At 72.1% G+C, this 20,735-nt stretch carries 18 protein-coding genes and 1 tRNA gene; 13 read left to right on the forward strand and 6 right to left on the reverse strand.

The genetic code is table 11. The features are described from left to right. The first annotated feature begins 40 nt into the window (after window positions 1-40). The 3 genes from ACYVD5_RS05450 to ACYVD5_RS05460 all read left to right on the forward strand — a co-directional run bounded on the left by ACYVD5_RS05450 (window position 41) and on the right by ACYVD5_RS05460 (window position 2,591). Window positions 41-733, forward strand: a complete 693-nt coding sequence (locus tag ACYVD5_RS05450; RefSeq protein WP_460999799.1) for a 5-oxoprolinase subunit B family protein — start codon at window positions 41-43, stop codon at window positions 731-733. Next, the gene (locus ACYVD5_RS05455; protein ID WP_460999800.1) at window positions 720-1,574 is read left to right on the forward strand and encodes a 5-oxoprolinase subunit C family protein; all 855 of its coding nucleotides are present in this window, start codon (window positions 720-722) and stop codon (window positions 1,572-1,574) included. Before ACYVD5_RS05450 ends, ACYVD5_RS05455 begins: the two co-directional genes overlap by 14 nt. Window positions 1,575-1,745: 171 nt before the next feature. Further along, complete coding sequence (locus ACYVD5_RS05460) at window positions 1,746-2,591, forward strand: putative hydro-lyase (RefSeq protein ID WP_460999801.1); 846 nt, start codon at window positions 1,746-1,748, stop codon at window positions 2,589-2,591. 102 nt (window positions 2,592-2,693) lie between these two features. Here ACYVD5_RS05460 and ACYVD5_RS05465 read toward each other — a convergent pair whose 3' ends face one another. Further along, a complete protein-coding gene (locus ACYVD5_RS05465; RefSeq protein ID WP_460999802.1) occupies window positions 2,694-4,598 on the reverse strand; it encodes a DUF7800 domain-containing protein in 1,905 nt (634 codons plus the stop codon). Between the two features lie 163 nt (window positions 4,599-4,761). Between ACYVD5_RS05465 and ACYVD5_RS05470 the strand changes: the two genes are divergently transcribed. The 4 genes from ACYVD5_RS05470 (at window position 4,762) to ACYVD5_RS05485 (ending at window position 6,557) form a co-directional block, all read left to right on the forward strand. Beyond that, window positions 4,762-5,175 (forward strand): YjbQ family protein, encoded by a 414-nt coding sequence (locus tag ACYVD5_RS05470; protein ID WP_460999803.1) that lies wholly within the window; start codon window positions 4,762-4,764, stop codon window positions 5,173-5,175. Between the two features lie 178 nt (window positions 5,176-5,353). Next, the gene (locus tag ACYVD5_RS05475; protein ID WP_460999804.1) at window positions 5,354-5,785 is read left to right on the forward strand and encodes a DUF3052 domain-containing protein; all 432 of its coding nucleotides are present in this window, start codon (window positions 5,354-5,356) and stop codon (window positions 5,783-5,785) included. Between the two features lie 126 nt (window positions 5,786-5,911). Beyond that, on the forward strand, window positions 5,912-6,382 hold the full coding sequence (locus ACYVD5_RS05480) for a peroxiredoxin (protein ID WP_460999805.1): 471 nt from the start codon (window positions 5,912-5,914) through the stop codon (window positions 6,380-6,382). Window positions 6,383-6,484: 102 nt separating this feature from the next. After that, window positions 6,485-6,557: transfer RNA gene (locus ACYVD5_RS05485), tRNA-Val, on the forward strand. 467 nt (window positions 6,558-7,024) lie between these two features. Here the strand turns inward: ACYVD5_RS05485 and ACYVD5_RS05490 are convergent. Next, entirely contained in the window at window positions 7,025-7,681 is a 657-nt protein-coding gene (locus ACYVD5_RS05490) for a TetR/AcrR family transcriptional regulator (protein WP_460999806.1), read from the reverse strand. Window positions 7,682-7,770: 89 nt separating this feature from the next. Between ACYVD5_RS05490 and ACYVD5_RS05495 the strand changes: the two genes are divergently transcribed. Both ACYVD5_RS05495 and ACYVD5_RS05500 read left to right on the forward strand, forming a co-directional pair. Then, window positions 7,771-9,414 (forward strand): FAD-dependent monooxygenase, encoded by a 1,644-nt coding sequence (locus ACYVD5_RS05495; protein ID WP_460999807.1) that lies wholly within the window; start codon window positions 7,771-7,773, stop codon window positions 9,412-9,414. 219 nt (window positions 9,415-9,633) lie between these two features. Continuing rightward, complete coding sequence (locus ACYVD5_RS05500; RefSeq protein WP_460999808.1) at window positions 9,634-10,851, forward strand: macrolide family glycosyltransferase; 1,218 nt, start codon at window positions 9,634-9,636, stop codon at window positions 10,849-10,851. Window positions 10,852-10,999: 148 nt separating this feature from the next. Here the strand turns inward: ACYVD5_RS05500 and ACYVD5_RS05505 are convergent, their stop codons facing one another. Further along, a complete protein-coding gene (locus ACYVD5_RS05505) occupies window positions 11,000-12,037 on the reverse strand; it encodes a PucR family transcriptional regulator (RefSeq protein ID WP_460999809.1) in 1,038 nt (345 codons plus the stop codon). A gap of 94 nt (window positions 12,038-12,131) precedes the next feature. Between ACYVD5_RS05505 and ACYVD5_RS05510 the strand changes: the two genes are divergently transcribed. Continuing rightward, entirely contained in the window at window positions 12,132-13,031 is a 900-nt protein-coding gene (locus ACYVD5_RS05510; RefSeq protein WP_460999810.1) for an alpha/beta hydrolase, read from the forward strand. Between the two features lie 71 nt (window positions 13,032-13,102). Here the strand turns inward: ACYVD5_RS05510 and ACYVD5_RS05515 are convergent, their stop codons facing one another. The 3 genes from ACYVD5_RS05515 to ACYVD5_RS05525 form a co-directional block, all read right to left on the reverse strand. Further along, the gene (locus ACYVD5_RS05515; protein WP_460999811.1) at window positions 13,103-13,717 is read right to left on the reverse strand and encodes an FMN reductase; all 615 of its coding nucleotides are present in this window, start codon (window positions 13,715-13,717) and stop codon (window positions 13,103-13,105) included. Continuing rightward, window positions 13,714-14,811, reverse strand: a complete 1,098-nt coding sequence (locus tag ACYVD5_RS05520) for an LLM class flavin-dependent oxidoreductase (RefSeq protein WP_460999812.1) — start codon at window positions 14,809-14,811, stop codon at window positions 13,714-13,716. The genes ACYVD5_RS05515 and ACYVD5_RS05520 overlap by 4 nt, the downstream gene beginning before the upstream one ends. Before the next feature lie 193 nt (window positions 14,812-15,004). Beyond that, the gene (locus tag ACYVD5_RS05525) at window positions 15,005-15,643 is read right to left on the reverse strand and encodes a phosphoribosyltransferase (RefSeq protein ID WP_460999813.1); all 639 of its coding nucleotides are present in this window, start codon (window positions 15,641-15,643) and stop codon (window positions 15,005-15,007) included. Window positions 15,644-16,111: 468 nt separating this feature from the next. Between ACYVD5_RS05525 and ACYVD5_RS05530 the strand changes: the two genes are divergently transcribed. From ACYVD5_RS05530 to ACYVD5_RS05540, 3 genes are all read left to right on the forward strand, one after another. Next, complete coding sequence (locus tag ACYVD5_RS05530) at window positions 16,112-17,308, forward strand: carboxylate-amine ligase (protein WP_460999814.1); 1,197 nt, start codon at window positions 16,112-16,114, stop codon at window positions 17,306-17,308. 35 nt (window positions 17,309-17,343) lie between these two features. After that, window positions 17,344-19,230 carry a transketolase gene (locus tag ACYVD5_RS05535; protein ID WP_460999815.1) on the forward strand — a complete coding sequence of 629 codons (1,887 nt, stop codon included), beginning with the start codon at window positions 17,344-17,346 and terminating at the stop codon, window positions 19,228-19,230. 758 nt (window positions 19,231-19,988) lie between these two features. After that, window positions 19,989-20,735: cyclic nucleotide-binding domain-containing protein (locus ACYVD5_RS05540; protein ID WP_460999816.1), on the forward strand; the 747-nt coding region annotated here is incomplete at its 3' end.

Genomic DNA, 20,735 nt, shown 5'->3' on the forward strand with positions numbered 1-20,735 from the left:
GGGGCGCCCGCCCCGCGGCCGGGGCGGTCGGAGGTGCGGCGTGCGGGTGCTGAAGTGCGCCGACTCGGGCGTCCTGGTGGAGGTCGCCGACCTCGACGAGGCCCTCGCACTGCACGCCGCGCTGGTCGAGGACCCGCCCGAAGGCGTCACCGACATCGTCCCGGCGGCCCGCACCGTGCTGCTGCGCCTGCCGCCCGAAGGCGGCGACGCGGGCGCGGTGGCCGCCGCCGTCAGCCGGATGCGGCCGCAGCGCGGCCACCGGGCGGTTGCGGGGGAACTGGAGGTACCCGTCCAGTACGACGGTGCGGACCTGGCCGAAATCGCGGCGCAGACCGGGCTCAGCGAGCGCGGAGTCGTGGCCGCCCACACCGGCGCCGATTGGACGGTGGCCTTCTGCGGGTTCGCGCCCGGATTCGGCTACCTGGTCGGCGACGACCCCCGGCTGCGCGTGGCCCGCCGCAGCGAGGCCCGCGCCCGGGTCCCTGCGGGGGCGGTGGCACTGGCAGGGGAGTTCACCGGGATCTACCCGCGCGTCTCACCGGGAGGCTGGCAGCTGCTCGGCCGGACCGAGCTGGTCACCTGGGATCTGGACCGCGACCCGCCGGCGCGGCTGCGCCCCGGCGTCCGGGTGCGCTTCACCGAGGAGCCGCCGCCGCAACGCCACCGGTCCGGCTGCGCAACCGCGGCCGGCAACAGGAACACAGGAGGCACCCGCGCCGATGCCGGCAGTTGAAGTGGTGCACACCGGAGTCCTTACGACCGTGCAGGACACCGGCCGGCGCGGGCACGCGGCCCTGGGGGTGGGCGGCTCCGGTGCCGCCGACCGGGTCGCCTACGCGCTGGCCAACCGGCTGCTGGCCAACCCCGAGGGTACCGCGGCGCTGGAGGCGACCATGGGCGGTCTGGCGCTGCGGGCCCGCGGCTCCGTCACGGCCGCCGTTACGGGCGCGCCCTGCCCGGTCACCATCGACGGCCGCGGCGCGGCCACCGATACCGTCCTGCACCTGAGCGACGGCGCCGAACTGCGGTTGGCGGCCCCGCCCACCGGGCTGCGCAGCTACGTTGCGGTGCGCGGCGGGTTCGACGTCGCGCCGGTGCTCGGCTCGCGCAGTACCGACACCCTGGCCGGCCTCGGCCCGCCGCACCCGGAGCCGGGGACCGTGCTGGGCATCGGCCCGCCGCCGGCCTCCCAGCCCGCAGCCGACTGGGTGCCGGCCCGTCCGCTGCCGGACGGCGAGGCGGACCTGCGCATCGTGCCGGGCCCGCGCGACGACTGGTTCACCGGCGACGCGCTGGAGGTGCTGCTCGGGTCGGCCTATGAGGTGACCTCGCGCAGCGACCGGATCGGGGCCCGCCTGTCCGGTCCCGCCCTGAACCGGCGCGGGCGCGGCGAGCTGCCCAGTGAGGGGATGGTCCCGGGTTCGCTGCAGGTCCCGCCGCAGGGACTGCCGGTGCTGTTCCTGGCCGACCATCCGGTGACGGGCGGCTACCCGGTCGTCGCCGTTGTGGCGGCCGCCGATGTCCCCCGCGCCGCCCAGGCCCGCCCGGGCACGCGGCTGCGGTTCCACCTGTGAGGGGCCGCAAGGCGCGCGCCCAGGGGCCGTCCAGGGCCGCTGGCGCGGGCACAGGCGCGTGCGGCCGCCCCAGCGGCTGCTGGGCCGTCCGTTCGGTTGGCCGCCAGCAGGATCCGCGGGTGGAGCGGACGGCCCGCCCTACCCGCCCTAATCGCTCCCGGAGGTAGCACTATGCCCGAACCAGCAGTCCCGCCCGGTTCCCCGCAGGTCCGGTCCGGTGCCGCCGCCCGGGTCCCCGGTGACCCTGCGCAGTGGAGCCCCGCGCAGGCACGTGCGGCGTTCCGCGCCGGGCACCGGGCGCCCACGGCCGGCTATTGCGCCGGCCATGCCCAGGCCAACCTCATCGCGCTGCCGCACGATCTGGCCTTCGACTTCCTGCTCTTCGCCCAGCGCAACCCCAAGGCGTGCCCGGTGCTGGACGTCTCCGAACCGGGGGAGACCGCCGCGTCGGTCTTCGCCGGCGATCTGCGCACCGACCTACCCGCCTACCGCGTATACGAGCACGGCCGCCTCACCGCCGAGACGGCCGACGCCGCCGGCCACTGGCGCAGCGACCTGGTCGCCTTTCTGATCGGGTGCAGCTTCACGTTCGAGACGCCCATGCTGGAGGCCGGGATCCCCATCCGCCACATCGAGTCCGGCGGCAACGTCGCGATGTACCGGACCGACCGCGCCTGCCGCCCGGCGGGCCGGCTGTCGGAACCGCTGGTGGTGTCGATGCGGCCGATCCCTGCCGAGCGGGTCGCCGACGCGGTGCGGATCACCGCGCGCTACCCCTCCGTGCACGGTGCGCCGGTGCACGTGGGCGACCCCGCGGCGCTGGGCATCGCCGACCTGGGCGCGCCCGACTTCGGCGATCCGGTGGAAGTGCGTCCCGGCGAGGTCCCGGTGTTCTGGGCGTGCGGTGTGACACCGCAGGCGGCGGTCATGGCCTCGGCGCCGGAGTTCGCCATCGCGCACGCGCCCGGCCACATGGCGGTCACCGACGTCCGCGACACCGAGTACCAGGTGCCATGAACCCCTGAGGGGCGGCGGCCGCAATGGTCGGGCGGGGCCGCGCGGCCCCGCCCGTACCTGCGCCCGGTCCGGCTCCGGGATCTGTACCCGGTCCGATGCCGATCAGTGGGTGAGGTCGTGCCGGGCCAGTTCCCGTACGACCGGTTTGGGCGACTCGTTGGGGGTGAGCCGCTTCGCCGCGCGCTTGGTCAGCGGTGAGGTCGACCACGCGACCTCGGCGCGGCGGCCGTCCAGCACCAGTGTGGCCAGCGAGTTGGCGTACCACGGGCCGCCTTCCATGCGCCAGCGCATCCGGGGCGGTGCAACGCCGGCCATGCGCGCCAGCCCGGCCCCGATCATCCCGGCGACCGCGCGGGCGCTCAACCAGGTCGCCTCGCGCAGCATCGGCGCCATGCGGTTGCACGTCGGCGAGCACACCAGTTGGGCGAGGGTGCTGTGGCCGGGGGTGGAGTAACGGGCGCGCGCCAGGTACGAGAAGTGCACGTCGCCGCCGAGGAACAGCACGCTGGCGGGTGCCGCACCGCGCTCGCCCGCGATCACCTCCAGCACAGCGTCGCCGACCGACTGGAAGGACCCCTGGAAGGCCGCCCAGTGCTCCAGGTCGACCTCCTGGCGGATTTTCTCGCCGACGCCGCGCAGGCCCTTGCCCCACACGCCCGCGCAGACCGCCTCGTTCCACGCCTCGACGTGGTGGATGCCCATCGGCAGCAGGAACGGCAGGGTGCTGGCCAGAACGAGGTGGTCGACGTCGCCGGTGATCTGCTCTTCCAGCCACTTGCCGGCCTGCGGGCTGAGCATCCTGCGCTGGGCGTCGTCCTCGACGTCGCGGCCGCAGCGGGTATCGATCATCAGGATCCGGCTGCGCCCGATGTCGAGGCGGAAGCTCCAGCGGTAGGTGTCGGGCTCCTGGTGGACCCGCCAGGCGAAGGAGTCGAGTGCGGCGGCGCCATCGCCCGGAGCGGCCTCGGCCACTGGTGCCGCGCCGGGTGCCGGTGTCGGTGCCACGGTCGGGGCCTGGCCGTAGTCGGGGAGCTCCTGGGCGTCCGCTGCCGCCTCGGCCTCCAGGGATCCGGGCACCTGCCCGGCGGTGCCCTGATCGGCCTCCGGCTGCCCGGTGGCGGGCTCCACCGGTGCTCCGGACTCGACGATCTCGGTGAAGACCGGATCGGCCGCGCGCTGCGCCGCGGAGAGGTTGCCCACGTGCTGGTAGATCCAGTAGGCGCCGAGCCCTGCGGTGATGCGCGGCCGCCACCACGGGTTGCGGCCCATCTGGGCGCGCCAAGCGCCCGAAGTGTTCCAGTCGTCGCAGATGTCGTGGTCGTCGAACAGCATGAACGTGGGCACGGTCGACATCAGCCACCGGATGTCGGGGTCCGTCCACGACTGCCGGTACAGCTCGGCGTACTCGTCGAAGGACACGACCTCGTCGGCGGGCGGCTGATGCCCGGCGCCGGGCGTGTAGATCTGCGCCCGGCGCTTGGCCAGGTACTCCTTCATCGGCGTTTCGAGCTCGTCGGCGTAGATCTGGTCGCCGATGAGCAGCAGCACCGAGGGGTCGGCCTCCAGGCCGGCCTCGCTGGAAGAGGCGGGAGCCCCCGAGCGCGCCGCCGCCAGTTGCTGGGAGTAAGCCCGCAGCATGTCCACACCGTAGTGCAGGAGGTCCTCGCGCGAAGTGCCGCTGGGTTTGTGGCAGGACCCGAACAGGATCCGCGAGATCGCGGTGGAGTCGAGAGTGCGCACCTGGCTCGGCGGGTGGTGCGAACCCGGCGCGGGCCAGACGGTCTCGCCGTCGAGGTGGACCTCGTAGGGCAGCGCGGCGCCGATGGGCAGGCCCTCCAGGTCGCACAGTGCGTAGTGGTGCCCGTGCACGGTGAAGGTGCGGGCTTGGGCGGTATGTTCGCCGGCGGTGACCGTAACGAGGCAGGGCGCCTCGGTCTCCACCCAGATGGTCGCCGTCGTGTCCGTCACATGCCGCAGCAGCGGGCCGAGGCGCAGGCCGATGCCCACGTGAACCCCTTCCGTCAACGAAGCTCGAGTGGTTTCGGACGGCGAGGGACCGTCCGGATGTTCCGCACCCGAGTATGGCCGCACCCGCAAGCGCCGGATACCATCCCCAATCCGGCGCACGCGGAGGGTTGGACCCGGTACCAATGTGGGTACGCGTTGGCGCATGCGGACAAAACTTCTCGACCTGCGAACCGGCGGGTCCGAGAGCATCACCGACATCACCGGCATGTGCCGGGAATTCGCATCCGAGAGCGGCGGCGACGGCCTCCTGCACGTATTTGTGCCGCACGCCACCGCCGGCGTGAGCATCATGGAGCTGGGTGCGGGATCCGACGACGACCTACTGGCCGCTTTGGGGGATCTGCTCCCCAAAGACGACCGGTGGCGGCACCGGCACGGCTCGCCCGGCCACGGACGCGACCATGTGATGCCGGCCCTGATTCCGCCCTACGCCACAGTGCCTGTGGTGGGCGGGCGTCTGGAGCTGGGAACCTGGCAGTCGGTCGCGTTCGTCGACCTCAACGTCGACAATCCGAGCAGGCAAGTCCGCCTCTCGTTCTTGACGGGTGCCGCATAGCGGCCAGGATGGTAAGTGGAGTGCACCGAGGGCGCAGGCGCGTTGACGGATCAGGTCCCCAGCGTGTGAACTTAGCCCTCAACAGCGGGGTCGCCCCGGTGATACGGGACCGCGCACGGTCGGCCCGCTACACGAGCGGGACCGGCGCGAACAGCAGAACTTGTGGAGGAGGACTTTCGTGAGCGCGACCGCGGGCCAGGCACAAAGCGAACGTGGCCTGGCCGATCGACTCGGATTCAAACCGGGTCAGGTGGTGCAGGAATTCTTGTTCGACGACGACGTGGACGAGCAGTTGCGCGCCTCGATCGCCGAGCGCACCGGCGAGGAGTTGGTCGACGAGGATTACGACGGCGTCGTCGACGCCGCGCTGCTGTGGTGGCGGAGCGACGAGGAGGACGACCTCACCGATGTCCTGGTCGACGTTCTGGGGGCGGTCGAAGGCGGGGGCATCATCCTCGTGCTGACCCCCAAGCCGAGCCGGGAAGGCCACGTCTCGCCCAGCGAGGTCGCCGAGGCGGCCACAACGGCCGGCCTTTCGCAGACCAGCGCCGTGAGCGCGGGCGCGAACTGGTCGGGGACCCGTCTCGTCGTACCGAAGATGCAGCGCTGAACAGGTTCCGTCCCACCCCAGGGCGGCGTCCCACGAGCGGATTGCCATAGGGTGATCCGCAGGTGTGCCGTCCGCTGGTAGCGGCGGGCGGCACACAGCCATGCCCTACACCAGCAGGAGACACCGATGCCGCCGACGCCGATCGAGCCCGGACACGCCGCACCCGGCTTCGAGCTGTCCGACCAGCACGGCCAGACCGTGCGCCTCGCCGACTTCGCCGGCCGCAAGAACGTGGTCCTGGTGTTCTACCCGCTGGCGTTCTCCGGCGTATGCGAAGGCGAACTGGCAGCCCTGCGCGACGCGGCGGCCGACTTCGTCAACGACGGCGTGCAGCTCCTGGCGGTCTCGGTCGACTCGATGTTCGCCCACCGCGCGTGGGCCGACCGCGAGAACCTGGCGTTCCCGCTGCTATCGGACTTCTGGCCGCACGGCGCGACGGCCCAGGCCTACGGCGTCTTCGACGACACGCGCGGCGTGGCGGTGCGCGCGACCTTCATCATCGACAAGGAGGGCACCGTCCGCTGGAAGGTCGTCAACCCGATCTCCGAACCCCGCGACCCCGACGCCTACCGCAAGGCCATCGCCGACCTAACCTGACCGGTCCCGCCCACCCCCCCGCGATCCGCCGGCTCTCCCCGACCGCACCGCCCCGCGGACCCGGTACGATTTCCCTGTCGCCGGATCGACAACCCGACATCCGGGCGCGTAGCTCAGTTGGCAGAGCCCCCGCCTTACAAGCGGGTGGTCGGAGGTTCAAGTCCTCTCGCGCCCACCGGAGACACCGAACGCCCCCTGGCCTGCGGATGCGGGCCAGGGGGCGTTGTCGTGCATCAGGGGCGGGCGACGCACTGACCCTGCAGAGATGCCCAAATATGAAGGCTCAGACGGTCATTTTTGCATGATCATCGCTCGGTGAGCGCCTGGCGGCCCGTATCCGAGGTCGTGAATGGTCAGGGTGAGGTCTTCAAGGCGGCGGACCGCGTCTTCGCCTTCGTACCCCCGGGCCATGGCCCCTCCGGGTGCGCAGCCGGTGGTGTGGCCATCGTCGGTCGGCGCGGTCGCGTCGACAATTGGCGACAAGGTGAGAGAACCCTGCGGAGCCAGAGTCCGCACCGCCCACAGGTCCGTACCGCCGATCAGCTGGTGGACAGGGCGCAGCCCATCTGGCCTGCGGTTGTAGGCCGGAGCGGTTGTTTGGTCCCGGGCAGTGGGTCGGGAGGTCTCGTTGCGCAGGCTGCCTCAGCCGAGAGCACCGGGTGGGGGTTCGGATGGTGTCAGTAGTGGGAGCCACACGTCGTCGATGATTTCGGTGATCGACTCCTCCGGTACCGGGCGCATTGTGATGAGTATGTCGTGGCGGAGCAGGTTGAACGGCAGGTTTACGACGCGGGGTGAGCGCGGTACGTCGGGGAGTTCGCCGCGTTCGACCGCGCGGGTGACGATCGTTTCGAAGGGCGGCGTACTGCCCGGTGCGAGGGCGTCGCGCAGGTCGTTGAAGCTGGTGCCGCTTTCGCGGAAGTACTCCATCAGCTGCACGTTGATCATCGCGATCACGGGCGTGCGGACGGCCTCGGCGTTGCGCAGTAAGCCGATCGCGTCGTCGCGGAGGTTGCCGGTGTCGGGCACCGCGATCGGGTGCGACCTGCGAAGATCGGCGAGCGTGGCCAGTAGCAGGTCGTCGCGTCGCGGCCAGCGCCGGTAGAGCACGGGACGACTCGTGCCGGCGCGGGCGGCGACCGCCTCGTAGGTGAAGCCGAGGTACCCGTCCTCGACCAGCACGTCCCATGCGGCGTCGAGGATCGCGTTCTCGAGTTCGGGGCCGCGGCGGCGGGTCGCGCCGCCGCCGGCCGCCTGCGCCCCGTCCTGCCCCGCACCCCCATCGCGTTTACGGTTCATCTGTGTATCTTATCTGATTATTAGGTACATGATTGTATCTTAAGGTGTCGGTACGCGAATGCGGACGAGTCACCAAGGAGCGCTCACGGATGTTCGACGTCGTCATTGCCGGTGGCGGACCCACTGGCCTGTTTCTCGCCTGCGAGCTCCGGCTCGCCGGGGTCCGGCCCTTGGTGTTGGAACGGCGGTCGGAGCCCGATCAGCGGGACCGGGCGCACGGGCTCGTCGGCCAGGCTGTGCGGCTGCTGGACAATCGCGGCCTGTTCGAGCGGTGCGGCGGCAAAGGGGTGCCGGAGCCGGCGCCCGGGCACTTCTTCGGCGGGATGCCGCTGCCGCTGCATCTGCTCGGTGACGAGAACCCGCTGTACCTCCTGCACTGCAATCAGCGCGACCTGGAACGGGTGCTCGCCGAGCGTGCCGCCGAACTCGGCGTGGACGTCCGGCGGGGTTGGGAGGTGCGCTCCTTCAACCAGGCCGGAGGCAGCCCGGGCGCAAGCAGGCCCGGCGCCCGGACCGATGAGCGGGTCGGCGTCGTGGCACGCGGGCCGGACGGAACCGAGACCACGTTCACGTCCTGGTACCTCGTCGGCTGCGACGGCGCCCACAGCCAGATCCGCAAGCAGGCGGGAATCGCCTTCCCTGGCACCCGGGACGCCAACGCCGTCGACCGGACTGCCCTGATCGGACCGAGCGAGCGCTTCCGCCCCGCGCCGGGTGGACGTGCCGTGGTCGACGGCCTCGGCGAGATCCCGGCGCGCCACCGCACCGAACGGGGCGTTTTCACCCTGCTGGCACACGATCCGCAGCGGCCGCTGGTCAGCACGACCGAGTGGGAGGACCACCCGGCGGGCGATTCCCCGGGGCCGGGTACGCCGATGACGCTTGCCGAGATGGAGGACAGCGTCGAACGGGTCACCGGGGTGCGCCTGCCGCTGACTCGGCCGCCCGAGGGCGCACCCACGCTGCTCCGCCGCCTGTGCGGGCGGAACACCCGGCTCGCCGACCGCTACCGCGCCGGCCGGGTCTTCGTTGCCGGCGACGCCGCGCACGTCAGCCACGGGCCGACCTTGAACACGGCCTTGCAGGACGCGGCCAACCTGGCATGGAAACTCGCCGCCGCGCTGCGGGGATGGGCGCCGGACGGTCTACTGGACAGCTACGGAACCGAACGCCGCGTGCTCGGCGAACGGGTGGGCATGCAAACCCGGGCCGAGGATGCTCTGCTGGCGCCGGGAAACGACGTCACCGCGTTGCGAGGGCTCTTCGCGGAATTCTTGGACCGTACGGAGAACGTACGCACGATCGCCGCCCTGGTGGCAGGCGCTGACGCCCGCTACGGCATGGGAGCCGGCGACACGGACACCGGCCACCCCGCCGCGCCCACCGGCTATTTCGCCCCGCCCCTGGACGTGGCCACCGGCAACGGAACCCCGCGGCGGCTCGCCGAACTCCTGCGCGACGCCTGCCCCGTGCTCGTCGACCTCACCGGCGGCACCGAACTCGCCACCGCCGCCGGACTCTGGAGCGACCGAGTGCGCCGCGTGACCGCGACCGCCGACGACGCCCCGGCCCCCGCGTTGCTGATTCGGCCCGACGGCTACGTCGCCTGGGCGGGGGCCGACCCCGGCGGGCTGCAGGCGGCCCTAACCCGCTGGTTCGGCCAGGCTTCCGCCCGACCCGCGGGCCGCGCGAGCGCCGAGCAGGGCGTGCGGGTCTCGAGCGGGCCGGTCTGACCGGGTTGCGGCCGGTCTGACCGGCGGAATCACCGGCTTCGGTCCGGTCACCGGCAGGTGCCGAGCGGGCGGCCGCACCGGTGGCGAGCACCGATGGCCGCAGCGTGCACCGTATTGGCGGCGGCGCGCGCACGGCGGTGTTCGCGCACGGGGGCGGTCCCGCAACCGGCGCCCCCGGACGTGCAAGAACGGCAGCAGGCCACTGAGGATCGAGGACACATGAGTATTCACGCCGTTGGCAAGCAGCCTTTTGGCAACCACTTCGTTTTCGTCGTTGGACCGGGCGCCGGGCATGTCAATCCGACACTGCCGCTGGTGGAGGAATTGGTGGCCCGCGGCCACCGGGTCACCTACATCACCGGAGAGCCGTTCCGCGCCCCGGTCACCGCGGCCGGCGCCGCGACACTGGACCTGCCCTGGGAGGTGCCCGCTCCCGAACCCGGCCAGACCATGGCCGAGGGCATCCAGGTCCTCATCGCCAAGATGCAGCAGCACGCCCAGGAGAGCTTCGGCGCGGCGGTGGCGCACCTGCGGCGGGATCCGGCCGATGCGGTCTGCTACGACATGACCACGCCGCTGGGTACGCTGCTGGCCGACAAGTTGGAGGTTCCCGGAGTGATGCTGTCGCCCAGCATGGCGACCAACGAGCACTTCAGCATGGCCTCGTTCCTCGGCCCCATCGCGGACAACGACGATAGATGGAGCCGGATCTTCACGGATGCGGTCGAGTCCGAAACCACATTCCGGCGGGCCAACGGCCTGCCTGACGCGACCGTTCCGCTGCCGGTGTTCGGGTCGTCAGCGGTACTGAAGCTGGTGTTCGTGCCCCAGGACTTCCAGACCGCCGGCGACACGTTCGACGCCAGCCACGTTTTCCTGGGTCCGTCAGTGGGGGCGCGTGCAGCCAGCGGGGGATGGGCACCCCCGTCGGACGGCTCGCCCGTGCTGTTCGTCTCGTTGGGGACGGGATTCAACGAACGACCGGAGTTCTTCGCCAAGTGCGTCGAGGCTTTCCGCGACAGCCACTGGCATGTGGTGATGGCCGTCGGGGAGCGGGTGCAGCCGCCGGACGTGCCGGCCAACTTCGAGGTGGCACCGTTCTTCCCGCAGCTGGCGGTGTTGGAGCACGCCTCGGTGTTCGTCTCGCACACCGGGATGAACTCCACCATGGAATCCCTGTATTACGGCGTGCCACTGGTCGCGGTGCCGCAGGCGGCCGAGCAGGAGGCCAACGGCGCCCGGGCACAGGAGTTGGGCCTGGGGCGCCTGCTGGACAGTACCGCCATCACCGCGGGGCTGCTGCGGGAAACAGTGGACGCGGTCGCGGCCGATCCGGTCATCCGGGCGAATGTCGGCAAGTTCAGTGAGCGGTTGCGCGCGACGAACGGTCCGGCGCTGGGCGCCGAAACCTTGGAACAGCTGGTGGACCCGGCCTGAGACCCCCGGCCGGCACCGCGGTCCCGGCGGGCGCATACCGCCCTGCCGGGCCGCAGCCGCCGGAACGGGCCTGCCCGCCGAGTACGTCCGTGCTCCCGTGCCCGCTCGGACGGATGCGCCGCCGGCCGCCGCTGCGGCGGCTTCCGGTTCAGGAGTCGTCCAGCAGCCGCCATGCGGTGAGGGCGAGGCGGGCGCGTGTCAGGCCGGTGGGATCGGTGGGATCGATGCCCAGGGTCCTGCCGATCTGTTCGAGCCGGCGGGCGACGCTGCTGTGGTGCAGGTGCAGGAGGTCGGAGGCCCGGCGCAGGGAACCGGTGGCGCAGTAGACGTCCAGGGTCTCCAGGTCTTCGGGAGCCGCGGCGACGCGGGCGATCGCGGCCACGTCGGCGTTGTCCCGCGCGGCGTCCGGGGGCACCTGGGCGAGCAGTTCCAACGCGCCCAGGTCGCCGTGGTGGACGACGGGCCGGCGCGGGGTGGCAAAGCGCAGGGCGGTTCGGGCCTGCCGCCAGGACCGGGCCGGGGTGTCGGCGGCGCCGATGCCGGCGTTTACGCCTGCCGGAAACCCGGCCGGGTCGATTGTGGCGGCCAGGATGACGCCCACGCCGGCGACCGACGCCGCTTTCACCGGGCGGCCGGGGCAGATCAGGGCGCCGATCCGGTCGAGCGGCAGCCGCGACCGGACGGCGGCGGCGCGGATCGGCAGGTCGGCGGCGAAACCGAGCAGCCGCAATGCCCGGGTTCCGGCCGCCTCGTCGCTGCCGGCGCTGATCGCCAGTTCGACGAGTGCGGGATCGGCCATGGTGGTGTGGGCGGGGCCGTGCCGTTCGACGGCCGCCGCAGTGGCGAGGGCGAGCCGGTCCAGCAGCAGTTCGTCGAGCGGGTGGGGCGGTCCCGCGCGTTCCAGCCACACCGAGCCGATCTCCTCGTCGTCGAGGGTGACGGGCACCGCGGTCGATGCGCAAAGCAGCGCGGCGGACGTTTCCCGGCCGTCCGGCGCGTACCGGAGTTCGCGCCCGGTGCCGTGGAGCCGGATCCCGGCCGCGCACTCGGCCAGCCCGGCCGAGGCCCTGGCCAGGGCCGGAAGGTCAACCCGCCGGCGCATCAGGGTGTCGTAGAACGTCACGACGCGCAGCGCGCCCGCGGCTTCGGCGTCCAGCTTCGACAGTCGAACGACCAAGGCATCCATCCCCGGAGGATACGCGCGGTCGTCGCGGAATAGGGCGGGAACGCGCAACGGATGGCGGATGATCCCGGCGGCGGCGATCGGGATGATGACTGCCATGGATCCCGAACTCGAACCATTCCTGTCCCTGTTCCCGCCGTCCGACCTGAGCGACCCGGTCACCGCGCGGCGGCAGCTCGCCGAGCTGGCAGCCTCGGCACCGGCCCCCGACACCTCGCACCTGGACATCGAAGACCGCACGGTTTCCGCCGACCCCGATGTGCGGGTGCGCATCTACCGGCCGCACCGGCCCCAGGGGGCGATGGTGTGGCTGCACGGCGGCGGATACGTCATGGGCGATCTGGATACCGAGCACCCGTGGGCCGCGCTGCTCGCCAACGGCTCCGGTGCGACCGTGGTCTCGGTGGAGTACCGCCTCGCCCCGGAAAACCCGTTCCCGGCCGCGAACGACGACGTCTATGCGGTGCTGAACTGGGCGGCCGACCATGCGGCCGAGCTCGGGACCGACCCGGGACGGATCGCGATCGGCGGCCACAGCTCCGGTGCGGGGATCGCGGCCGCGGTGGCGCTGCGCGCCCGGGACCAGCAGGGACCGCAGATCCGTTTCCAGCTGCTCAACCAGCCCAGCCTCGATGACCGGCAGCAGACGTGGTCAGCGCGCAACTTCACCGATACCCCGTTTGTGGCCAGGAACAAAGTCACCCAGATGTGGGGGCACTTCCTGGGGTCGGGGTCCGCCACGCCCTACGCGGCGCCGGCCCGGGCCGCGGATCTGTCCGGCCTGCCCCCGGCCTACATCGCCGCCGCCGAGTTCTGCCCGAACCGCGACGAAAACATCGAGTTCGCCATGCGGCTGCTGCAGGCGGGGGTGTCGGTGGACCTGCACCAGTGGGCCGGCACGTTCCACGGGTCGCTGCAGATCCTGTCCGCCGAGGTGTCGCAGCTGCAGGTGGCCGAGCTCGGTACCGCCCTGCGGCGCGGGCTGGCAGGCGGCTGAGCCGGTGGCGGCGGTGCGGCGCCGGCCCGTGCATGCGGCGCCCCGCCGCCGCCCCGCCGCCCACCGACCGGTCACCGTTCGGTGTCGGCGGCCTCGGCGGTGTCGTTGAGCAGTTCGGCGAAAGGCACCGGGTCGGCGAACGGGTCCGCCCGCGTTGCGGCGGGGCGCCGGGTGAGTTCTGCGGCGAACTCCGTTGCGGCGCGGGTGATCCGCTCGCCGAGTTCGGCGTTGCCGCCCCAGTCGCCGCCGGCGGCATACACCGCAGTGGGAACGACCACTGCCCGCAGATACGCCAGCACCGGGCGCACGGCGTATTCCAGCACCAGGGAATGGCGCTCGGTGCCTCCGGTGGCGCCGAACAGTACCGGCTTGCCGTGTAGCGACTCGGGTTCGGCGATGTCGAGGAACGACTTGAACAGCCCGCTGTAGGACGCGGTGAACGTCGGGGTCACCAGGATCAGCCCGTCGGCCGCGTCGAGGCTGTTGAGTACCGGCCGCAGCCGCTGGTTGGCGAACCCGGTCAGCAGGTGGTCGGTGATGTCGTGGGCGTACTCGCGCAGTTCCACCGTTTCGGTCTCGGCGTCTGCGGGCAGCTCGGCGCGGGCCGCGGACGCCAGCCGGTCGGCCAGCAGCCGCGAGCTGGACGGCTGGGACAGCCCGGCCGAAACCACCAGGATCCTGGTCATGACTCGGTCGCCTCCGTACTCTGCGCGCCGGCCGCGCGCAGCGACTGGTGTGTGGGGCCTTCGGGGACATGGGCCGGGGTGCGGGCGCCGGTTTCGCGGCGCAGGACCGGAAGCACCTCTTCGCCGAGTATGTCGAGCTGTTCCAGCACGGTCTTGGTCGGCAGGCCTGCGTGGTCGATCAGGAAGAGCTGCCGCTGGTAGTCGCCGACGTAGTCGCGGAAGCCCAGGGTACGGTCGATCACCTGCTGGGGTGAGCCCACGGTCAGCGGGGTTTCGGACATGAAGTCCTCCAGCGACGGTCCACCGCCGTAGACCGGGGCGTTGTCGAAGTAGGGCCGGAACTCCGCCACGGCGTCCTGGGAGTTCGGCCGCATGAACACCTGGCCGCCCAGCCCGACGATGGCCTGGTCGGCGCTGCCGTGCCCGTAGTGCTCGAACCGTCGGCGGTAGAGCTCGACCATCCGCCGGGTGTGCTCGGCGGGCCAGAAGATGTGGTTGTGGAAGAACCCGTCGCCGTAGTAGGCGGCCTGCTCGGCGATCTCCGGGCTGCGGATGGACCCGTGCCAGACGAACGGCGGCACGCCGTCGAGCGGCCGCGGGGTCGAGGTGAAGCCCTGCAGCGGCGTGCGGAACTTCCCCTGCCAGTCCACGACGTCCTCGCGCCACAGCCGGTGCAGCAGGTGGTAGTTCTCGATCGCCAGCGGGATGCCCTGGCGGATGTCCTGGCCGAACCACGGGTACACCGGCCCCTGGTTGCCGCGGCCCATCATCAGATCCACCCGGCCGCCGGACAGGTGCTGCAGCATCGCGAAGTCTTCGGCGATCTTGACCGGGTCGTTGGTCGTGATCAGCGTCGTCGACGTGGACAGGATCAGCCGTTCGGTCTGTGCGGCGACGTAGCCCAGCATCGTGGTGGGGGAGGAGGGCACGAACGGCGGATTGTGGTGCTCGCCGGTGGCGAACACGTCCAGACCGATTTCCTCGGCTTTGCGGGCGATGGCCACCATCGCCCGGATCCGCTCGTGCTCGGTGGGCTCCCGCCCCGTCGTCGGGTCCGGCGTGACGTCGCCGACCGTGAAGACTCCGAACTGCATGCGTGTCCTCCCCGGAAGAAGATTCAAAATTCAACTAATTCTTCCGGGGAACGCCGGGTCCGTCCAGGCTATTCCGGTCGCCGATCCGGGCTCCGTGCCCGACGCGGGTGCCGGCACCACCGGTGGCGGCAGGCGATGATCATGCGGGAATGCCCGGCTGAGCCGTGAAATCCGGGCATTCCCGCACGGTCGGCTAGAACCCGGCGCCCCGCAGCAGGTCCTGCACCTCGGCGTCGTCGATCTGGGGGAAGTCCTGGTACCAGAGGCTGACCGCTTGGAACTGCGGCGGGCTGTGCACGCACACCACCCGGTCGCACACGTCGCCGAGGGCTCCGGCGGCATCGGGCGAGCAGACCGGGACCGCCAGGGTCAGCGACCCCGGCCCCTGCTCGCGCAGCGCCGACAGGGCGGCGCGCGCGCTCATCCCGGTGGCCAGGCCGTCGTCGACGACCACCGCGTCGCGGCCGGCGATCTGCGGAGCGGGCCGGTCGCCGCGGTAGGTTTTGACCCGGCGCCGGGCCTCGGCGCGTTCCTCCTCGACACTGCGCGCCAGTTCTCCCTCGCGCGCCTGGGTCAGCCGGCTCAGCCCTTCGTTGATGATGGGCTCGCCTTCGGCCGTGACGGCGCCCACGGCCGTCTCCGGGAAGTCGGGAGTGGCGATTTTCCGCACGACGGTCACGTCCAGCGGGGCGCCGAGCCGGGCGGCGACGATGGCGGCGACCGGAACACCGCCGCGGGGCAGCGCCAGGATCACCGGGTCGGGCAGTTCGAGTTCGCGGACCCGCTCGGCCAGCATCCCTCCGGCTTCGTCGCGGTCGCGGAAGACCTGCACGAGGCCACCTCCTCCACGCCTTCGCGGGGTCGTCGGTGCCCGGCTACCCCCGCGCCGGCAGCGGAAACGCCGCGCTCGGGGCCGGCCGCCGCCCCGGCGAGCGCGCCCGCCCCGACCGGACCCGGCTACCCCGGCCATGCCGGTGGAGGACACGCCCGCAAGCGCGCCCGGCACGACCGGCCGCACCCGCGGTCTGCGACCCCGCCGCGCAGCGGTTACCGCACGCCCCGACCGGGTAGCGAACAACCCAACGGCGGTACGCCCGGGTTCGCGGATTTTGTCGGTGATTGCGGGCGCTTTCCCGTGCCGCCGTGCCGTAGCGGGGAATGCGGTCCCGCGCGGCACCGCCCCACCAGCCAAGACCGAATTCCCGGCTCCCGGCGGCAGCGCCAGCGCTGCCGGGCCGGACCGACCGCACCGCGAGCCGCCGCCGGCAGCCGGGCCACCAGCTCAACACGGCGGTGATCCATGGCCAGCACCCAATCGGCCCGCGGCGGCTCCCCGGATGTGCCGACAATGGGGGTCGAAGAGGAGTTCTTCCTGGTCGACGAGGCAGGACGGCTCGCGCCCCGCAGCGTGGAGGTCCTCGCCGGCGCCGCATCGGGCTCCGGCGAACTGCTCGGCGAGTTCACCCGCAGCCAGGTCGAAGCGGCCGGACCCGTCTGCGGCACGGTCGAGGAGCTGCTGGACGGACTGCGCACCTCGCGGCGGCGCCTGGCCGAATCCGCCGCACGGGTGGGCGTGCGCGTGGTGGCCGGCGCGGTGCCGGTGGTGCCCCAACCCAGCCCGCTGCTGCTCAACCCGGGGTCCCGATACCGCCGCATCGCCGAGCGCTTCGGCGCCGTCGCCGAGGCCGCGGGCACCAACTGCGGCTGCCACGTGCACGTGGCGGTGCCCGACCGCGACAGCGGGGTGGTGGCCAGCAACCGGTTGCGCCCATGGCTGCCCGTGCTGCTGGCGCTGAGCGCCAACTCGCCGGTCTGCGACGGTGCCGAGACCGGCTACGCGAGCTGGCGCCAGCCCCGCTGGTCGCGCTGGCCCACCGCCGGCCCGCCCCCGCCGATGGAGTCGGCCGCGCACTACGAGGCCTGTGTGGCGGCACTGCTGGAGTCCGGGGCCGCGCTGGACCGGCGGATGCTCTATTGGGACATCCGGATCTCCGACCGCCACCCCACGGTCGAGATCCGGGTGTGCGACGTCCCCGCCACCCCCGAGGAGTCGGCGCTGGTTGCGGTGCTCGTGCGCGCGCTGGTCAGTGCCGCCTTGGACGACCACGCCGCCGGCCGCCCCCACGTCCGCCGCGACCCGGCCGTGCTGCGCGGCGACGTGTGGCGGGCGGCGCGCGACGGTTTGGAGGGCAGTTGCCCCGACCCGCTGGCCGGGGGGCGGCTGCGCCCGGTCCACGCGGTGCTGGAGGGCGCGGTCGAGCACCTGCACACCTACCTGGCCCGCTCCGGCGACCTCGGCTACGCGCAGGCGATGCTGGCAACCCTGCGGCTGAGCGGCGGCGGCGCGGTGCGCCAGCGCACCGCCTACGCGCGCCGCGGGCGGGCGTGCGATGTCGTCGACCATCTCGCCGAGGCCACCGTGGACGGCTTGGAGGTATCGGCCGCCCCCCGGCCGGTATCCGCTCCTCCGGCGCATGCACGCCCGTTGGGCGGGTAGCGGGCCGCCGCTGCCGTGCGACGGCGTGATGCCACATGAGGAGGAAGAACACGATGACCGACCGGCAACGGCTCACGGAGCTGGGACAGCAGTTGCGCGTCGATGCGGTCCGCGCCGCGGACGCCGCGGGTTCGGGGCACCCGACCTCGTCGATGTCGGCGGCCGACCTGATGGCGGTGTTGGCCTCGGAGCACCTGCACTACGACTTCGAGGCACCCGAGCACGCGGGCAACGACCACCTGGTCTTCTCCAAGGGGCACGCCTCGCCGCTGCTGTATGCGCTGTACAAGGCGTGCGGTGCGATCTCCGATGAGGAGTTGCTGCGCTACCGCCGCCTGGGCAGCCCGCTGGAGGGCCATCCCACGCCGCGGCTGCCCTGGGTCGACGTTGCCACGGGTTCGCTGGGCCAGGGGCTGCCGGTCGGGGCGGGCATTGCGCTGGCCGGGGCGGATCTGGACCGGCTGCCCTACCGCGTCTGGGTGCTGTGCGGCGACAGCGAGCTGGCCGAGGGCTCGGTGTGGGAGGCCATGGAGTACGCGGGGCAGGCGGGGCTGGCCAACCTGACCGCGATCCTGGACATCAACCGGCTCGGCCAGCGCGGGCCCACCCGCCACGGTTGGGACCTGGACGCCTACCGGCGCCGGGTCGAGGCGTTCGGCTGGCACGCGGTCGAGGTCGACGGGCACGACGTCGAAGAGGTCGACTCCGCCTTCCGCGAGGCCCGCGATACCACCGACCGCCCCACGGCGATCATCGCCCGCACCGTCAAGGGTGCGGGTGTGGCCGCGGTCGCCGACCAGGAGGGCGCCCACGGCAAACCGCTCTCCGACACCGAGCAGGCCGTCGCGGAGCTCGGCGGCCGGCGCGACCTGCGCATCGAGGTGGCGGCGCCCACCAGCGGCGGTGTCCGCCAGCGGCCCGGCGGCTCGCAGGTGGATCTGCCGGCGTATTCGGCGGGCGAGGAGGCCGCCACCCGCGACGCGTTCGGCGAGGCTGTCACGGCCCTGGGCGGCGCGCGCCCCGATGTGGTCGTCCTCGACGGCGAGGTGGCCGACTCCACCCGCGCCCAATCCTTTGCCGCGGAGCATCCCGACCGCTTCTTCGAGTTCTACATCGCCGAGCAGCAGATGATCGCCGCGGCGGTGGGGCTCCAGGTGCGCGGATGGACCCCCTACGCCGCCACGTTCGCGGCGTTCATGACCCGCGCCTACGACTTCATCCGCATGGCGGCGGTCAGCCGCGCCGACATCAACCTGGTCGGATCGCACGCCGGGGTCTCGATCGGCGAGGACGGCCCCTCGCAGATGGGGCTGGAGGACATCGCGGCCCTGCGCGCGGTCCACAACAGCGTGGTCCTGCACCCGTGCGACGCCAACTCCGCGGCCCGGCTGACCGCCGGGATGGCCGAGCACGACGGGGTCAGCTACCTGCGCACGCTGCGGGGCAAGACGCCGGTGCTCTACGGGGCCGACGAGGGCTTCCGCATCGGCGGCAGCAAGGTGCTGCGCTCGTCGGGCGAAGACCGCGCAACGATCGTGGCGGCGGGGGCGACCGTGCACGAGGCGCTGGCCGCGGCCGACGCCCTGGCCGGTGCGGGTATCGCCGTGCGGGTGATCGACGCCTATTCGATCAAGCCGGTGGACGCCCCGGCGCTGCGCACCGCGGCCGAGGAGACGGGGCGCATCGTCACGGTCGAGGACCACTGGCCCGAGGGCGGGCTGGGCGACGCCGTGCTCGACGTGTTCGCCGACACCCGCTCCACGCCGCGCACGATGAAGCTCGCCGTGTCGGGCATGCCGGCCTCGGCCTCCCCTGAGGAGCAGCGCCGCGAGGCCGGGATCGACGCCGGGGCCATCGAGGCGGCCGTCCGGGGGATCCTGCGCCAGGAGCATTCGGCTGCCGCTGCGGCGGCGGGCGGCTGAGGGGTTCCGCGGCGGGCGGGGCGACCGGCAGGCCCCGCCCGCCGCGGCGCCGCCGCCACGGGCGGACGAAACGCGAAGATTGAGTTCTGTGGGCAGTTCGGGGCTTCCGGGCTGCTTTTTTGTTTTTTGTGGATTTAGTCCCTAATATTAGGAACGGCGGGCGGTGGTCGGGGTCGATTTCCAGTCCTGCGGATATCCCGGTTTATGAACGTCCGTATGGCGGCGCGCCTCCGCGGTGTTTCGGTGCTCCATGTGATTCGCAAAACAGAGTTAAAGTCGTCCCTAATGCGGTGTCATGTGGCACTGGTGCTGGTCGACGGCTTGCCGAGCGAATAACCTGCGCCGTTCCTGTCATGCCCAATTTGGTGGCTATGGGGCTGCGATGGGCGTCCGAGGTGAAAGACCGCATTCGCGGTGCATGGCTGTGACTTCGCCGGGTAAGTGCGTGCCGACCAGGCGTGAGACCGGCTCACCACGACCCCGGGCCGGCAACGGCCGACTCCTGAAAAGCGGAGTACACACGTGCGCACCCCCGTGCACTTACCCGGCGATGGCGGGCGGTCCGAACAGCCCCATGGAAAAGGAATCGCATTACCTTTCCGACCGGCGCCGACGGTGCGGTCCCCACAGGCCGCACCGCCCGCACGAACCGGAACCGGAACCGATGCCGAATTCCGCGGGGCCGTACACGCCTGGTCGAACCAAGTCGAACTGAATCGGCACATCATCAACGGTCGACACGATTGGGTGGAAGCACCATGACCGAGTCCGGTGTGGAGAGCGCACAGCAACCGCTGAGCCTGGGAACCGAGGCCGCGCGCAACCTCGCGACCACAACCAAGACCCCTCCGCAGATGCAGGGCATCACCTCCCGCTGGCTGGTGCGCCTGCTTCCTTGGATCGAGGCCACCGGCGGCGCCTACCGCGTGAACCGGCGCCTGACCTACACGGTCGGCGACGGCCGGGTCAGCTTCGTCACCACCGGAGCCGACGTCCGCGTCATCCCCCGCGAACTGTGCGAGCTGTCGCTGCTGCGCGACTTCGACGACGAATCGGCGCTGGGGGCGCTGGCGGCACGCTTCACCCAGCAGGAGTACGCCCCCGGCGACCTCATCGTCGAACGCGGCGCCCCGGCCGACCGCGTCCACCTCATCGCCCACGGCAAGGTGAACCGGCTGGGCGCCGGCGAATACGGCGACGAGACCATCCTGGGCACCATGATCGACGGCGACCACTTCGGTTCGGCCGCACTGCTCGAGGAGGACGGCACCTGGGACGCCACCGCCAAGGCGGTCACCCCCTGCACCGTGCTCACCCTGCCGCGCTCGGAGTTCCAGCAGGTCGCCGACAACTCCGAGACCCTGCGCGCCCACCTCGCCGAAGTCCGGTCCCGGCCTGCCCCCAGCGCCGACGCCGCGGGCGAAGCCGCCATCGCCGTGGCGGCCGGCCATGCGGGTGAGCCCGATCTGCCGGGCACGTTCGTGGATTACGAGTTGTCTCCGCGC

The sequence above is a fragment of the Streptomonospora sediminis genome, assembly GCF_054778995.1.

Excerpts from the sequence above, each read along its gene's own strand:
- ACYVD5_RS05510 (WP_460999810.1), top strand. The coding sequence starts at position 12,132 with ATGGATCCCGAACTCGAACCATTCCTGTCCCTGTTCCCGCCGTCCGAC.
- ACYVD5_RS05470 (WP_460999803.1), top strand. The coding sequence starts at position 4,762 with ATGCGGACAAAACTTCTCGACCTGCGAACCGGCGGGTCCGAGAGCATC.
- ACYVD5_RS05500 (WP_460999808.1), top strand. The coding sequence starts at position 9,634 with ATGAGTATTCACGCCGTTGGCAAGCAGCCTTTTGGCAACCACTTCGTT.
- ACYVD5_RS05455 (WP_460999800.1), top strand. The coding sequence starts at position 720 with ATGCCGGCAGTTGAAGTGGTGCACACCGGAGTCCTTACGACCGTGCAG.
- ACYVD5_RS05520 (WP_460999812.1), bottom strand. The coding sequence starts at position 14,811 with ATGCAGTTCGGAGTCTTCACGGTCGGCGACGTCACGCCGGACCCGACG.
- ACYVD5_RS05460 (WP_460999801.1), top strand. The coding sequence starts at position 1,746 with ATGCCCGAACCAGCAGTCCCGCCCGGTTCCCCGCAGGTCCGGTCCGGT.
- ACYVD5_RS05480 (WP_460999805.1), top strand. The coding sequence starts at position 5,912 with ATGCCGCCGACGCCGATCGAGCCCGGACACGCCGCACCCGGCTTCGAG.
- ACYVD5_RS05515 (WP_460999811.1), bottom strand. The coding sequence starts at position 13,717 with ATGACCAGGATCCTGGTGGTTTCGGCCGGGCTGTCCCAGCCGTCCAGC.
- ACYVD5_RS05530 (WP_460999814.1), top strand. The coding sequence starts at position 16,112 with ATGGCCAGCACCCAATCGGCCCGCGGCGGCTCCCCGGATGTGCCGACA.
- ACYVD5_RS05505 (WP_460999809.1), bottom strand. The coding sequence starts at position 12,037 with ATGGATGCCTTGGTCGTTCGACTGTCGAAGCTGGACGCCGAAGCCGCG.
- ACYVD5_RS05495 (WP_460999807.1), top strand. The coding sequence starts at position 7,771 with ATGTTCGACGTCGTCATTGCCGGTGGCGGACCCACTGGCCTGTTTCTC.
- ACYVD5_RS05490 (WP_460999806.1), bottom strand. The coding sequence starts at position 7,681 with ATGAACCGTAAACGCGATGGGGGTGCGGGGCAGGACGGGGCGCAGGCG.
- ACYVD5_RS05535 (WP_460999815.1), top strand. The coding sequence starts at position 17,344 with ATGAGGAGGAAGAACACGATGACCGACCGGCAACGGCTCACGGAGCTG.